Here is a 14013-nt window from a genome sequence, read left to right on the forward strand (position 1 = left end):
TCAAGGGTGTCGGCGCGTTAAATGTTTGTCAACCAGACCTTTAGAAATCTGACGCAATCTGGCGGCAACAAGCGGCTCGTACGGTCGCCGCCATGAGCTCGTACTCCTCCACCCTCGGCGGCCACCGGTACCGCTTCGACTCCCTCGCGCGCCTGCTGGCCGCCGCGAGCCCGGAACGCTCCGGCGACCGGCTGGCGGGCCTCGCCGCCGCGAGCGCCCAGGAGCGGGTCGCGGCGCGCTGGGCGCTGGCGGAGGTGCCGCTGGCGGCCTTCCTGGCCGAGCCGGTGATCCCGTACGAGACCGACGACGTGACCCGGCTGATCGTGGACACCCATGACGCGGGCGCCTTCGCGCCGGTGGCCGGGATGACCGTCGGGGAGTTCCGGGAGTGGCTGCTGGCGGCGGAGAGCGAGTCGCTGGCGGCGGTGGCGCCGGGACTGACGCCGGAGATGGTCGCGGCGGTCTCGAAGCTGATGGGCAACGCGGACCTGGTGGCCGTCGCCCGCAAGGTGCAGGTGGTCACCGCCTTCCGCTCGACGATCGGCCTGCCGGGCCGCCTGGCCACGCGCCTGCAGCCCAACCACCCCACCGACGACCCGGCGGGCGTGGCGGCCGCGCTGCTCGACGGCCTGCTGCTGGGCTCCGGCGACGCGGTGATCGGCATCAACCCGGCGACGGACAGCCCGAAGGCGGTACGGGACCTGCTGGAACTGCTGGACGGCGTGATCGACCGCTACTCCATCCCCACCCAGTCCTGCGTCCTGTGCCATGTCACGACGAGCGTGGACCTGATGGAGCGCGGTGCACCGGTGGACCTGGTCTTCCAGTCCATCGCGGGCACACAGGCCGCGAACGCCTCCTTCGGCGTGACGCTGGGCCTGCTGGACGAGGCGTACGAGGCGGCGCGCGGACTGGGGCGGGGGACGGTCGGCGACAACGTCATGTACTTCGAGACGGGGCAGGGCAGCGCCCTGTCGGCGGACGCGCACCACGGGGTGGACCAGCAGACGGTGGAGGCACGGGCGTACGCGGTGGCGCGCCGCTACGACCCCCTGCTCGTGAACACGGTGGTGGGCTTCATAGGCCCGGAGTACCTCTACGACGGCCGCCAGATCCTCCGAGCGGCCCTCGAGGACCACTTCTGCGGCAAGCTGCTCGGCCTGCCGATGGGCCTGGACATCTGCTACACGAACCACGCGGACGCCGATGACGACGACGTCGCGACCATGCTGACGATGCTCGGCGTCGCGGGCGCGTCCTTCGTGATCTGCACGCCGGGCGGCGACGACATCATGCTCAACTACCAATCGGCCTCGTACCACGACGCGTTGTACCTGCGCGAGGTGCTGGGGCTGCGCCCGGCGCCGGAGTTCGAGGCGTGGCTGGGGTCGATCGGGCTGCTGGACGAGAGCGGGTCGATCAAGGACGTGTCGGGCGCATCAGGGGCCCATCCCCTGACGGCTATCGGAAGGGAGCTGGCGGCATGACGGATCGTCAAGTAGCAGTGCTTACGGACGACTTGGCGCTGTGGGCCGCCATGCGCCGGCACACCCAGGCCCGGATCGGCCTCGGCCGCGCGGGCTCGGCCCTCCCGACCCGGCACCGTCTGGAACTCCAGACCGCGCATGCGGCCGCCAGGGACGCGGTGCACTCGCCGTTCGAGCCGGATGCGGTCGCGGCGGGGCTGGCGGGGATGCCGACGGTACGGGTCCGCAGCGCCGCCGGTGACCGGCTCACCTACCTCCAGCGCCCCGACCTGGGCCGCCGCCTGCACCCCACGGACCGTGCGCACCTTCCCGCCGGGGACTGGGACGTCGTCTTCGTCGTCGCCGACGGGCTGTCCAGCCGGGCGGTGCACGAGCATGCCGCGGCGGTGGTGCGGGAGACGGCGGCGCGGCTTGCGGGGTGGAGCATCGCCCCCGTCGTCCTCGCCGAACAGGCCCGAGTGGCCCTCGGCGACGACATCGCCCACGCGATGGGGGCGACGATGGTCGTCGTCCTGGTCGGCGAACGCCCCGGCATGTCGGCGGCGGACTCCCTGGGCGCGTACCTGACGTACCGGCCGACACCGGGTGTGACGACGGACGCCGACAGGAACTGCCTGAGCAACATCCGGCCGCCGCTGGGGCTGACGTACGAGGGGGCGGCGGGGAAGTTGGCGGGGTTGATGGGGAGGGGGCGGGAGTTGGGGGTCACGGGCGTGGCACTGAAGGACGAATCCGATCACAGTGCGGTGTCTGAGCAACTACTCTGAGTCGCAGCTAGTTCGCGGCGCGGGGAGGTCCTCGAGCGCGGAGCGCGCCTACGAACCGGACATCCACGCGGTGCACCGCCGTACCTACGAGACGATGAGCAACCGTGTGGACGGCAAGGCGCTTTCCTTCGTTGTGGAGCTGACCCTTCCCTCCACCCGGGACGACGACCGTACCGACAAGGTCGAGACGTACGGCAAGGCTGGAATCCCCGTCTACCTGCTCCTGGACATGCAGGAAGAACAGGCCACCGTTTTCTGGTCCCCCTCACCGCTGGGATACCAGGGGCGCTTCACCGCGCCGTTCGGCGAGAAACTGCACATCCCGGAGCCGTTCGACTGCCCGCTCGACACCGGCGGCTTCCAACGGCCCGGCTCAGGCTGACGGCACCGTCAACCCCCAAGCCCCCTCCCAAACCGTCCACGTCCGCCTCCGCACCGGCCCCCACACCCCCGCATCCGCCCGGTAGCGGAAATCCGCCCCGGACACGCTCACGGTCCGTCCCAGTGCCCGCAGGGGCGAAGCCTCCGCGCCCACCGACAGCGGACGTACCTCGACCTCCGCCAGGCCCGCGTCGCCCGGTGTCACCGAGACCGCCTCCACCGGCTGGTCCAGGTCCAGCAGCGTCACGCCGTCGACCTCCACCCGCAGGCGGGCCGGCCGAGGCGCCGGGACCGGGACCTCCCGGGCCGGTACCAGGGTCCGTACGAGGGACTGGGCCGTGCGCAGCCAGGGCCGCCCCGCCTCCACGGACGGGGCCTGCGCGGTCATCGGCGGGATGTGGAGCGCGCCGAGCACCACGCCGTCGCTCTCGTCCACCAGCAGATCCCGCCGCCGCACGACCCCGTCGAGGACCGCCCGCGCCGCCGCCACCGCCCCCGTGGGCACCCCCAGCGAACAGGCCACGGAGAGCAGGCTGCCCACCGGCACTACCGACAGTGCACATCCGGCCAGCTCCCGCTGCCGGTGCAAAAGGGACACCGCACGGACCAGCGCCCGGTCGTCGCCGACGACCACCGGTCGCCGCGACCCCCGCCGGGCCAGTGCCCGGGCGAACTCCTCCGGACCCTCCGGCAGGCACACCTTCGTCTGCGCACCCGCGCTGAGCACGTCTTTTGCGATGCGTACCGACTCCCCGTCCGTCCGTCGGGCCACCGGATCGATGACCACCAGCAGCTGGTCGGAAGTCGCGGAAGTCGCCACCTCGGTCCTGCCTCGCTTCCTCGGGTAGCATCTTTGTGCAAGAGCCCCTTGCGCTATTGCGCCAGGGGCTTCGTCTATTCCGGGGCATCCGGTCCGACGGTTTGCGGCCAACGACGGCCGCGGTGCACGCGGCGGTGAACCTTACGCGTACGCCCCTGACCTTGGACATGCCCCGCCCGGAAGGGGTGTACGCGCGTGCCCGCACTTGTGCTGCTCGGTGCTCAGTGGGGTGACGAAGGCAAGGGAAAGGCGACGGACCTGCTAGGCGGCTCCGTCGACTATGTGGTGCGCTACCAAGGCGGCAACAACGCCGGCCACACGGTAGTCGTGGGCGACCAGAAGTACGCCCTTCACCTGCTCCCTTCCGGAATCCTGTCCCCGGGGTGCACCCCGGTCATCGGCAACGGTGTCGTCGTCGACCCGTCGGTCCTGTTCTCCGAGCTGAACGGGCTGAACGAGCGCGGCGTCGACACGTCCAAGCTCCTGATCAGCGGTAACGCTCACATCATCACGCCGTACAACGTGACGGTGGACAAGGTGACCGAGCGCTTCCTCGGGAAGCGGAAGATCGGCACCACCGGGCGCGGCATCGGCCCGACCTACGCGGACAAGATCAACCGCGTCGGCATTCGTGTACAGGATCTCTACGACGAGTCCATCCTCACCCAGAAGGTGGAGGCGGCCCTCGACGTCAAGAACCAGATCCTCACCAAGCTCTACAACCGCCGCGCGATCGCCATCGACCAGGTGGTCGAGGAGCTGCTGGGCTACGCGGACAAGCTCGCGCCGTACGTCGCCGACACGGTCCTCGTCCTCAACCAGGCGCTGGAGCAGGACAAGGTGGTGCTGTTCGAGGGCGGCCAGGGCACGCTCCTCGACATCGACCACGGGACCTATCCCTTCGTCACGTCCAGCAACCCCACCGCGGGTGGTGCGTGCACGGGCGCGGGCGTGGGCCCCACGAAGATCAGCCGGGTCATCGGCATCCTCAAGGCCTACACGACCCGCGTCGGCTCCGGCCCCTTCCCGACCGAGCTCTTCGACGAGGACGGCGAGGCGCTGCGCCGCATCGGCGGCGAGCGGGGCGTGACGACCGGCCGTGACCGCCGCTGCGGCTGGTTCGACGCCGTCATCGCCCGCTACGCGACCCGCGTGAACGGCCTGACCGACTTCTTCCTCACCAAGCTCGACGTCCTCACGGGCTGGGAGGAGATCCCGGTCTGCGTGGCGTACGAGATCGACGGCAAGCGGGTCGAGGAACTCCCGTACTCGCAGTCGGACTTCCACCACGCGAAGCCGGTCTACGAGACCCTGCCGGGCTGGTCGGAGGACATCACCAAGGCGAAGTCCTTCTCCGACCTGCCGAAGAACGCGCAGAACTACGTGAAGGCGCTCGAGGAGATGTCGGGCGCGCCGATCTCCGCGATCGGTGTGGGCCCCGGCCGGGACGAGACGATCGAGATCAATTCGTTCCTGTAAATCCCGTATGTCCGCTAGCTGTTGGGCCGGTCATGGACTTCCTTGACCGGTCCATGGCTTGTTCCTGGTTCCGAATGTAACTAGAGGGGCGCAACTATCTACGCGGGTAGTCCCGCCGCGCCCGCCTCCAGTTCCTCTCCATGACCAGGAGCCCCGTATGCCCGTCAGTCCGCTGAACCGCCGGGAGTTCGTGAAGAAGTCGGCCGTCACCGGGGCGGCCGTCGCCGCGGCCGGGACCGTCGCGGCAGGCCCTGCACAGGCCGCCGACCGCACGCCCGAAAACGCCGCCAAGGCCCCCAAGACCTGGTCGTTCTCCATCCTGGGCACCACCGACCTGCACAGCCACGTCTTCGACTGGGACTACTACAAGGACGCCGCCTACAGCGACAAGGCCGGCAACTCCGTCGGCGTCGCCCGCGTCGCCACCCTCATCAAGCAGCAGCGCGAGGCCAAGGGCGAGGAGCACGTCCTGCTCGTCGACGCCGGCGACATCATCCAGGGCACCTCGCTCGCGTACTACTTCGCGCGCGTCGACCCGATCACCGGCAAGGACGGCAAGAGGGGGCCCAAGCACCCCATGGCCGTCGCCATGAACCACATGCGCTACGACGCCGCCGCCCTCGGCAACCACGAGTTCAACTACGGCATAGACACGCTGCGCAAGTTCGAGAAGCAGTGCCACTTCCCGCTGCTCGGCGCGAACGCCCTCGACGCGAAGACCCTGCGGCCTGCCTTCCACCCGTACACGGTGAAGCGCATCTGCGTCCCCGGCGCCCCGGACATCAAGGTCGGCATCCTCGGCCTGACCAACCCCGGAATCGCGCTCTGGGACAAGGACAACGTCAGCGGGAAGATGGTCTTCCCGGGGCTCGTCGAGCAGGCGAAGAAGTACGTGCCGCGGCTGCGCGCGCTCGGCTGCGACGTCGTCTTCCTGACCGACCACTCGGGCCTGGACGGTTCGACGTCGTGGGGCGACTCCCTGCCGTACGTCGAGAACGCCTCCAACCTCGTCGCCGAGCAGGTCCCCGGCATCGACGCGATCCTGGTCGGCCACACGCACACCGAGGTGTCCTCGTACACCGTCAAGAACGAGGAGACCGGCGAGGAGGTCCTGCTCTCCGAGCCGTACTGCTGGGGCTACCGCCTCACCGTCTTCGACTTCGAGCTCGAACTCCACCACGGCCAGTGGAAGGTGACGAAGAAGACGGCCCAGACCCTCAACCCGAAGGACGTCGAGGAGGACCCGGAGATCACCAAGCTCCTCAAGGCCGACCACGACCTCGTGGTGAAGTACGTCAACACGGCCGTGGGCACCTGCACCCAGGACCTCTCGGCGGCGGAGTCCTGCTGGAAGGACGTCCCCATCATGGACTTCATCCACGAGGTCCAGATGCAGTCGGTGAAGGCGGGCCTGTCGACGAGTGATGCCGCCCTGCCCCTGATCTCCGTCGCCGCACCCTTCAGCCGCACCGCCGACATCCCCGCGGGCAGCGTCACCATCAAGGACATCGCCGGCCTGTACATCTACGACAACACGCTCTACGGCAAGAAGCTCACGGGTGCGCAGTTGAAGGACTACCTGGAGTTCGCGGCGAAGTACTACTACCAGGTGCCGTCGGGCACGAAGGTCGACACCTCGACGCTGACGAACGCCAACAAGTTCTGGGACTACATGTACGACACCGCCGCCGGCGTCTCGTACGACATCGACATCGCGCAGGCCGAGGGTTCGCGGATCAAGAACCTCACGTACAACGGCAAGGCGGTCGCCGACGACCAGGTCTTCGTCGTCGCGGTCAACAACTACCGCGCGAACGGCGGCTCCGGATACCCGCACATCGCGACCGCCGACATCGCCTACAGCTCGACCAACGAGATCCGCCAGCTGATGATCGACTACGTGACGGCGAAGGGCACGCTGAACCCGGCGGACTTCGCCGTCGCCAACTGGAAGCTGACGCAGGACGGGACGGCGGTCTTCTAGGTCAGCCGCCGAAGGCTGACACATGGGCGCCGGCCCACTCCGTGAACGTCCGCGGCCGGCGCCCCAGCACCTTCTCCACGGTCGCAAGCACCTCTGCGCCCCGGTCGCTTTCCAGGGTGCGCTGCATGATCGCGTCGACGACTTCCGGGGGGAAGCCGTACCGCGTCATGCCCGTGCGCGCCGCGTCGTCCGGGACGGGGCGCAGGTGCAGGTCGCGGTCCAACGTCTTGCCCAGGACGGCCAGTTCGTCCGCCGGGGTGAGGGATTCCGGGCCGCTCAACTCGTAGGCGGCGCCCGCGTGTTCGTCGGTGGTCAGGGCCAGTGCCGCGATCTCCGCCACGTCCGCCGGGTCGATGCTCGCCGCCGGGCGGTCCGCGAAGGGGACGGACACCTCGTCGCCCGCGCGGATCTGGCCCGCCCACTGCAGGGCGTTCGACATGAAGCGGCCGGGGCGGAGCAGGGTCCAGGTCCAGTCCCGGGACGGGTCCGTCACCGCGGCCTCGGCCTCTGCGTGCCAGCGGGCGATCACGTCGGAGCCCGCGCCGCCGTCCAGTACCGACAGCTTCACCAGGCGCCGTAGCCCCGCCCTCGCCGCCGCTGCCGCGAGGGCGAGGTCGTGGGTCGGTCCGGGGGCCGTGCCGACGCCCTGCGCCGACATCAGGAAGGCGGCCTCCGCACCCGCGAACGCCGCGTCCAGGCTCGCCGGGTCGTCCGCGTCGCCGTACACCGTCTCGACGCCGGCAGGGAAGCGTGCCTCGGCCGGGCGGCGGGTCATCGCCCGTACCGGGTGGGCGGCGGCGGCCAGTCGTCGTACCAGCTCGCCGCCCACATGCCCCGTCGCGCCCGTCACCAGGATCATCGCCGTCTCCTCTCGTCGATGCCGATGACTTCAGACTGCGCGCGCCCGCCTCCCCTGCGCGTCGCACACGCGGAGGCATCCCCTCTGCTCCCGGGGAAGTACCGACAGAACATAACGGGCTTAACGGGCATATTCTGATGCTGTACGTGCGTGTGCGTCAGCAGATACAGAAGAGGTGAGTGCTATGCGCATGCTGCTCAAGGCGTCCTTCGACACGGAGAAGTCGAACGAGGCCATCCGGAACGGCACCCTGACGAAACTGATGCAGGAGTCAGTGGAACAGATCAAGCCCGAGGCGGCCTACTTCACTGCCGACCACGGCAAGCGCACCGCCTTCTTGGTCTTCGACATGCAGGACAGCTCCCAGATGCCGGTGTTCGCCGAGCCGCTCTTCGTGAACCTGGACGCCGAGATCACCTACACCCCGGTGATGAACCTGGAGGACCTGCAGAAGGGCCTCTCCCAGCTGCGCTGACCACGTGTGATCAGCCCGACCAGCCCTGCGCGACCTCGCCGAGCGCCGTGACGAGGCGGGCCCGGGCGGCCGGGTCGGAGCGGACGCTGTAGCTGTTCTCCACGTGCAGGAACTCCACGCCCAGGTCGGCCGCCGTACCGGCCTGGACGTTCGTCCGGCCCTCCAGCCCGCCGCAGTCGCCGGACCAGGCCCGGCAGACCTCGAAGCCCTGTGCCGCGATCCGGTCGGCCGCCGCGACGGCCGTCGGGGTGCGCCCGGCGGGGCCCGTCGAGAGCACCACGTCGTGGCCGGGGGAGCTGGCGTCGGCGAAGCCGTGCACCTGGAGGGCGGGGATGCGCCGGGTGACCAGGGCGTCGCACACCGCGTTGAAGACCGTATGGCTGCGATGAGCCATGTCGGCGGTGCGGCCCGCGGCGGCGTCGCGGGGCGCACCGGCGAGGACGAGCACGCCGCCGGGCACACGGGCGAACAGGTCGGCGCCGATCAGCTCGGTGTGCAGGTCCGAGCGGGGGTGCGGGATCTGGACGCTCCAGCGGACGGGGGCGCTGAGGTCCACGTAGACGCGGCCCCAGCCGCGGCCCGTTCCCGTCATGTGCTCGGTCGGCTCGGCGATCTCGGCCACCTCGCGGCCGGAGCCTGCCAGTTGATGTCTCGTCAGGCCGTAGTCGATCTGCCGCAGCAGGTGCTGTGCGGCGATGGAGCGACTGCCGTGCAGGGTGCCTGTCACGGCCTCGGCCACGGCTGTGCGTTCGCTGCTGGTGGGGGTGCGGTAGCCGCCGTTGCGGGGGAAGTGCTCGACGTATGCGCGGAGTTCGTCGGTGAGGTGGAGCTTCGGGGTGGTGGGGGGTTCCGGGGAGAGCAGGGCGTACGTCGTCGGCACGGCCGCCGCCGCGCCCGCCGCGGCGAGGGCGATCAGGAGGGTGCGGCGGCGTGGCTGAAACTCGCTCACGAATTGCATGATGCGCCGAGCGTAGACCCTGGTTGCCTGTGAATGGCGTGGGGTCGATCACAGCGTCAACTGAGCATTAATTTGCTGGTGCTGATGAACCTGCGCGCGTCTTGCCTCGTCTTGCAGGTCGCTTGCCGGGCCTTTCGGTCCGGGAAATTCACCTGTCCTTCTGGTCCCCCACTCAGGAGTGATTTCATGCAGGCAGTCGGGCCTGCCCGTCGCCGACGCCTGCTGCGGAGAAGGCGCGTGGACATGCCGTTGCTCGGCGGTGTCCGGCCTCCCGTAGCGGTTCTGCTCACTTTGTTGGTAACCGTTTGCTGCCTTACTTCATTCACGGTCGGGAACTCTGACGACCAGGCAGTTTCACGTGCGATCGTCGATTCACAGGGAGATATCGCGGTCGATTCCGCGCGTTCTCTGGGCGCCTCCCTGGAGCAGAGTTCGGCGGATCTGCACGACGCCGTCTCCCTGCTGGAGCGGGGTGGGCGCAAGTCCCCGAACGCCGTTCTGGCCTCCCTTGCAACCGCTTACGGCAAGTGGCGCGGACTCGCGGTCGTGGACCCCGGCTCGGGCAAGCTGCTCGCCTCCCGCGGGGAACACATACCGCTGGACGGCCTCGACCCGGACGAGCCGCGCTCCCGCCTCGTCGGCGGTGGCTCGGGCGCACCCCGGCTGGTGTCCGCCGCCCGGCTCGAACGGGCCGACGGCACCGAGCAGTTGGTCGTCGCTTCCGGGCCGCTGCGGCTGCCGGACCAGTACGGCGGCCGCAGCGCCTACGTCACCGACGCGCACGGCCGCACCGTCCTGGCGTCCGGACCGCACGCGGGCGATGCCGGGCTGCGGAAGGCCGTACAGGACTGGGATCTCGATGTACGGCGCGCGGGCGGCCGGTACTACGTCATCGGGCGCGGGGAGGTGCCCGGCGGCCCGCACGTACGGGACCTCGGGCTGACCGTCTCGACCGTGGTGCCGGTGCCCGCCGGGACCGCCGTCGGGGACGACCGGCTGCGGGGGCTCGGCGCGGCGGGTGCGCTGTTGGTCGTGGGGCTCCTCGTGACCTGGCTGCTGGTGCGGTACGTCCAGCGACCGCTGCTCGCGCTGCACCAGGAGGCGCGACGCATGGCCCGCGGCGAAGTGGCACGGCCGGTCGCCGTGCGGGCCCGCGGCGAGGCGGGGCGGATCGCGGGGGCGCTGGAGTCGCTCCGACGGCAACTGCTGGGCGAGACGGTCGAGTCGGCGTCTGCCAAGGAAACCGCGCGGAGTCGGCCGCAGTTCGGCAGCGCCCTGAAGGGGCGCGGGGCTGTGTCGATATGCGGCTCCGCCGCGGGGCGCGACCAGCCACAACGGAGCCGCAGAGAAAAGACGGCATATCGCGGCACGCTACGCCTCGTCGTGGCGGGCTGCGCAGCCCTGATCGCCGCCTGGGCGGTCGCCCTGCCCCTGGCCGGCCATGGCCAAGGCGGCCGATACGTCCCCGCACAGGCCGCCCGCGACCAGCGAGACCGCACTCAGGCCGCCGCCGACCGCATCCGCCGCACCCTCGGAGAGACCGTCGCCGACCTGTCCTCCATCGCCAGGCTCACCGCCGGTGCCCGTGGCCTCGGCGACGTGCTCGACGACGAACTGCCCCGGCACGGCGCCTGGCGCTCGCTCTACCTCGTGAACCGCGACGGCAGGGTCCTGGCGCGGTCCGGCCACCACCCGCTCGACATCGACCGCAAGTCCGTGCTGGCCCCGGTCAAGCCGGGCGGGCCCACGGTGCTCCAGCTCAACCGCAGCGGCAGGGTGCCGGTGGCGGCGGCCGTCGTGCCCGTCGGCGACGGCAGCCGCAAGCTGGTCGGCGAGCTCACGCCGGACGCCTTCAACGGTGTCCTGACCCGCTCCGGGCTCGGCCGGTCCTGGCTGGTCGACCCGAACGGCCGGATCATCGCCTCCAACCAGGGCTTCATCGCCTTCCGTTCACCGCCGGCGCCCGGCGGCCGCACCCTCGTCGCCACCGCCCCGGTCAAGGGCGCGAAGGCCGTCCAGGGTCTGCGCTGGCGCGTCGTCACCCACAAGCCGCTGTCCTGGACGCGCCTGGCCGCGTACGAGACCGAGCGGCACGCCGAACTCGCCGCCCTGCTGGCCCTCGCGGCCGCCGGGCTCGGCCTCGGCTGGCTGGAGCTGACCGTGCTGCGCCCGCTGCGCGCCCTCGACCGCTCGGCGCGGGCCCTCGCGGCCGGCGACCGCACGACGGTGATCTACCCGGTCCACCACGACGAGGTCGGCTCCGTCGCCCGCAGCCTCGAACTCGTCCGGCAGCAACTGGCCGCGGCACCCGCACCCGCGCATGCACATCGCGATGCACACCCAGAAGCACACCGAGAAGCAGGGTCATGGTCTTCCTCTTCAGCGTTTTCTTCGTAGGCTGCCTCGGCCTGCTGGTCGCCGGAATCGTCGAACAGCGCCGGCACTACGCGAACCTCGACGCGATACCCCAGCGGGTGCTGGTCAACGGCATCCGCGGCAAGTCCTCCATCACCCGCCTGTGCGCGGGCGCGCTGCGCGGCGGCGGCCTGACGACGGTTGCCAAGACCACCGGCACGGCCGCCCGCTTCATCCACCCCGACGCCACCGAGGAGCCCGTCCACCGCAAGTTCGGCATCGCCAACGTCGTCGAGCAGATCGGCATCGTGCGCCGCGCGGCCGTCTACCGGCCCGACGCCCTGGTCATCGAGTGCATGGCCGTCATGCCCGCCCTCCAGGAGGTCAACCAGACCAAGCTGATCCGCTCCACCATCGGCGTGCTGTGCAACGTCCGCGAGGACCATCTCGCCGAGATGGGGCCGACCCTGGACGACGTCGCCCGTTCGCTGTCCCGCTCGATGCCCGTCGGCGGCATCTGCGTCACCGCCGAACGCGAGCGGCTGCACATCCTCCAGCAGGAGGCCGCAGCCCGCGACTGCAAGCTGATGTACGCCGACCCGGACACCGTCACCGACGAGGAACTGCGCGGATTCTCCTGGTTCACCTTCAAGGAGAACGTCGCCATCGCGCTCACCGTGGCCGAACTCCTCGGCGTGGAGCGCAAGACGGCCCTGCAGGGCATGTACGACGCCCCGCCGGACCCGGGGGTGCTCTCCGTCGAGCGGTACCGCACCCCCGACGGAGGCGAGCTGCGCTTCGCCAACGTCTTCGCGGCCAACGACCCCGAGTCGACGCTGATGAACGTGGGCCAGCTTCTCGACCTGGGCGCGATCGGCCGCCCCCTGCACGTCGTGATCAACTGCCGCCCCGACCGCGTCGAACGCAACGTCCAGATGGGCCAGATCATCCCCGACCTCGCGCCCGACACCGTCTTCCTGATCGGCCACCCCACCAAGAGCGCCCGCGACGGCATCCCCGGCAACTGGGGCGGACGCGTCGTCGACCTCGGCGGCGACGACCGCGGCGCCGACGCACTCACCGCCGACCTGCTCGCCGCCCTCGGCCCGGACTCCTCCTTGGTGGCCATCGGCAACATCCACGGCCAGGGCGAGCAGCTCCTGGAGCGGCTCGCGCGGCTCGCGCAGCTCCCGGCGGCCGACGCCGTCACCCTTCCCGCTCAGCGCACCCGCAGCACCGATTCCGGACACGGACACAACGGAGAAAACGACCTGTGACCCCCGTCGCCCTCAGCCCCGACATGGCCGCGATCGGCATCGCGCTCGGGCTGTTCTTCTCGCTGATCTGCTACCTCACCACCAACCTCTCGCCCGGCGGCATGATCACCCCCGGCTGGCTGGCGCTGGCCCTGGTCGGGGACTGGCGGCTGTTCGTGATGGTGCTCGGGGTGAGCGTGGTGACGTACGGCTGCACACGGGTGATGCAGCGCCTCGTGATCCTCTACGGCAAGCGGCTGTTCGCGGCCGTGGTGATGTGCGGTGTGCTGATCCAGGGGGCGCTGTATCTCGCCCTGCAGCATCAGTTCCCGTACCTCTTCAGCCACCAGACGCTCGGCTACATCGTGCCCGGCCTCATCGCCTACCAGCTGGTCCGCCAGCCGCCGCGCGCCACGCTGCTGGCGACGACGACGGTCACGGTCGGCGCGTACATCGTCCTGGCCACGGGCGCGCTGCTCGGCGCGCTGCCCGGCGTCTGACCGCCCGGGCCCCGCGAGCCTCAGCTGAAGACGATCATCGACCCCTGCGCCAGACTCCGCGTCGCCGCCGCGTGCAGGCCGAGCCACACATGGCGCTCGCGGGCGAAGGGGCTGGGGTCGTACGGCGCGGGGACGGCGGGCTCCTCCAGCTCCGTCGGGGCGCGCGGGGGTTCGGGCGGTGTCGGCGGGTTGGCGGGATCTATGCCGATCGAGGGGGCCACGTACTCCAGTTCGCGCAGCAGGGCCTGGGCGGAGCCCAGCGGGCCGCCGCCCGACAGGAGCTCGTCGTTCGACAAAGGCTGGGGGAAGTCGACCGGGACGTAGGCGCCCGCGTGGTCGTAGTGCCAGACGAGGTGCGACTGCTGGGCCGTCGCCTCGAACATCTCCAGCAACTGCTCGTAGTCGCCGCCCAGTTCGTCGACCGGCGTCACCGGCAGCCCGCACACCTGCAGCAGATACACGCGGCGCAGGAAGTGCAGCGCGTCGTAGTCGAACCCGGCCACCGGGGCGACCTCGCCGGACAGACCCGGCATGTACTGGTACACCGGCACCGGCGGCAGTCCGGCGGCGGCGAGCACGTTGTTGTACTGCGCGAGTTCCTCGGCGAACGGATTGTCGGGGGTGTGGCACAACACGTCGACGAGCGGTACCAGCCACAGGTCACAGGCCAAAGAAGGCTCCTCACACGGCAA

Annotated in this window: 12 protein-coding genes and 1 pseudogene; 9 read left to right on the forward strand and 4 right to left on the reverse strand. The window is 70.3% G+C overall.

What is annotated here, in order from left to right; translation table 11 throughout:
* Nucleotides 1-92: 92 nt before the first annotated feature.
* The 3 genes and pseudogenes from ACFY10_RS30115 to ACFY10_RS30125 all read left to right on the forward strand — a co-directional run.
* Nucleotides 93-1487: an ethanolamine ammonia-lyase subunit EutB gene (locus ACFY10_RS30115; RefSeq protein ID WP_390668345.1), complete on the forward strand. Its 1395-nt coding sequence runs from the start codon at nt 93-95 to the stop codon at nt 1485-1487.
* On the forward strand, nt 1484-2254 hold the full coding sequence (gene eutC / locus ACFY10_RS30120) for an ethanolamine ammonia-lyase subunit EutC (protein ID WP_390668346.1): 771 nt from the start codon (nt 1484-1486) through the stop codon (nt 2252-2254). The genes ACFY10_RS30115 and eutC overlap by 4 nt, the downstream gene beginning before the upstream one ends.
* A 37-nt stretch (nt 2255-2291) precedes the next feature.
* A pseudogene (locus ACFY10_RS30125) lies at nt 2292-2636 on the forward strand (Uma2 family endonuclease); the annotation flags it as partial.
* Here ACFY10_RS30125 and ACFY10_RS30130 read toward each other — a convergent pair.
* The gene (locus tag ACFY10_RS30130) at nt 2628-3455 is read right to left on the reverse strand and encodes a diacylglycerol kinase family protein (protein WP_390668347.1); all 828 of its coding nucleotides are present in this window, start codon (nt 3453-3455) and stop codon (nt 2628-2630) included. The pseudogene ACFY10_RS30125 and the gene ACFY10_RS30130 sit on opposite strands and share 9 nt — an antisense overlap.
* Before the next feature lie 195 nt (nt 3456-3650).
* Here ACFY10_RS30130 and ACFY10_RS30135 point away from each other — a divergent pair, with 195 nt between their 5' ends.
* Both ACFY10_RS30135 and ACFY10_RS30140 read left to right on the forward strand, forming a co-directional pair.
* A complete protein-coding gene (locus ACFY10_RS30135; RefSeq protein ID WP_389072110.1) occupies nt 3651-4934 on the forward strand; it encodes an adenylosuccinate synthase in 1284 nt (427 codons plus the stop codon).
* 157 nt (nt 4935-5091) lie between these two features.
* Nucleotides 5092-6918 carry a bifunctional metallophosphatase/5'-nucleotidase gene (locus tag ACFY10_RS30140; RefSeq protein ID WP_390668348.1) on the forward strand — a complete coding sequence of 609 codons (1827 nt, stop codon included), beginning with the start codon at nt 5092-5094 and terminating at the stop codon, nt 6916-6918.
* A gap of 1 nt (nt 6919) precedes the next feature.
* Here ACFY10_RS30140 and ACFY10_RS30145 read toward each other — a convergent pair whose 3' ends face one another.
* The gene (locus ACFY10_RS30145) at nt 6920-7777 is read right to left on the reverse strand and encodes an NAD(P)H-binding protein (protein ID WP_390668349.1); all 858 of its coding nucleotides are present in this window, start codon (nt 7775-7777) and stop codon (nt 6920-6922) included.
* A 184-nt stretch (nt 7778-7961) separates the two neighbouring features.
* On the opposite strand from ACFY10_RS30145, the gene ACFY10_RS30150 reads away from it, so the two are divergent.
* On the forward strand, nt 7962-8252 hold the full coding sequence (locus ACFY10_RS30150; RefSeq protein ID WP_390668350.1) for a DUF3303 family protein: 291 nt from the start codon (nt 7962-7964) through the stop codon (nt 8250-8252).
* A gap of 10 nt (nt 8253-8262) precedes the next feature.
* Here ACFY10_RS30150 and ACFY10_RS30155 read toward each other — a convergent pair whose 3' ends face one another.
* Complete coding sequence (locus ACFY10_RS30155; protein WP_390668351.1) at nt 8263-9201, reverse strand: hypothetical protein; 939 nt, start codon at nt 9199-9201, stop codon at nt 8263-8265.
* Nucleotides 9202-9756: 555 nt separating this feature from the next.
* Between ACFY10_RS30155 and ACFY10_RS30160 the strand changes: the two genes are divergently transcribed.
* Genes ACFY10_RS30160 through ACFY10_RS30170 form a run of 3 tightly spaced genes read left to right on the forward strand, consistent with a single transcriptional unit; the run spans nt 9757 to nt 13321 of the window.
* Complete coding sequence (locus tag ACFY10_RS30160) at nt 9757-11607, forward strand: HAMP domain-containing protein (RefSeq protein ID WP_390668352.1); 1851 nt, start codon at nt 9757-9759, stop codon at nt 11605-11607.
* On the forward strand, nt 11577-12842 hold the full coding sequence (pgsB, locus tag ACFY10_RS30165; RefSeq protein ID WP_390668353.1) for a poly-gamma-glutamate synthase PgsB: 1266 nt from the start codon (nt 11577-11579) through the stop codon (nt 12840-12842). The genes ACFY10_RS30160 and pgsB overlap by 31 nt, the downstream gene beginning before the upstream one ends.
* A complete protein-coding gene (locus ACFY10_RS30170) occupies nt 12839-13321 on the forward strand; it encodes a poly-gamma-glutamate biosynthesis protein PgsC/CapC (RefSeq protein ID WP_390668354.1) in 483 nt (160 codons plus the stop codon). The genes pgsB and ACFY10_RS30170 overlap by 4 nt, the downstream gene beginning before the upstream one ends.
* Nucleotides 13322-13341: 20 nt before the next feature.
* Here ACFY10_RS30170 and ACFY10_RS30175 read toward each other — a convergent pair whose 3' ends face one another.
* Nucleotides 13342-13992 (reverse strand): hypothetical protein, encoded by a 651-nt coding sequence (locus tag ACFY10_RS30175; RefSeq protein ID WP_390668355.1) that lies wholly within the window; start codon nt 13990-13992, stop codon nt 13342-13344.
* Between the last annotated feature and the right edge of the window lie 21 nt (nt 13993-14013).

It is taken from the genome of Streptomyces sp. NPDC001401, assembly GCF_042895385.1.
GTDB lineage: Bacteria > Actinomycetota > Actinomycetes > Streptomycetales > Streptomycetaceae > Streptomyces.

Coding starts and splice junctions, on each gene's coding strand:
- ACFY10_RS30140 (WP_390668348.1), top strand. CDS start 5,092: ATGCCCGTCAGTCCGCTGAACCGCCGGGAGTTCGTGAAGAAGTCGGCC.
- ACFY10_RS30145 (WP_390668349.1), bottom strand. CDS start 7,777: ATGATCCTGGTGACGGGCGCGACGGGGCATGTGGGCGGCGAGCTGGTA.
- ACFY10_RS30115 (WP_390668345.1), top strand. CDS start 93: ATGAGCTCGTACTCCTCCACCCTCGGCGGCCACCGGTACCGCTTCGAC.
- pgsB (WP_390668353.1), top strand. CDS start 11,577: ATGGTCTTCCTCTTCAGCGTTTTCTTCGTAGGCTGCCTCGGCCTGCTG.
- eutC (WP_390668346.1), top strand. CDS start 1,484: ATGACGGATCGTCAAGTAGCAGTGCTTACGGACGACTTGGCGCTGTGG.
- ACFY10_RS30150 (WP_390668350.1), top strand. CDS start 7,962: ATGCGCATGCTGCTCAAGGCGTCCTTCGACACGGAGAAGTCGAACGAG.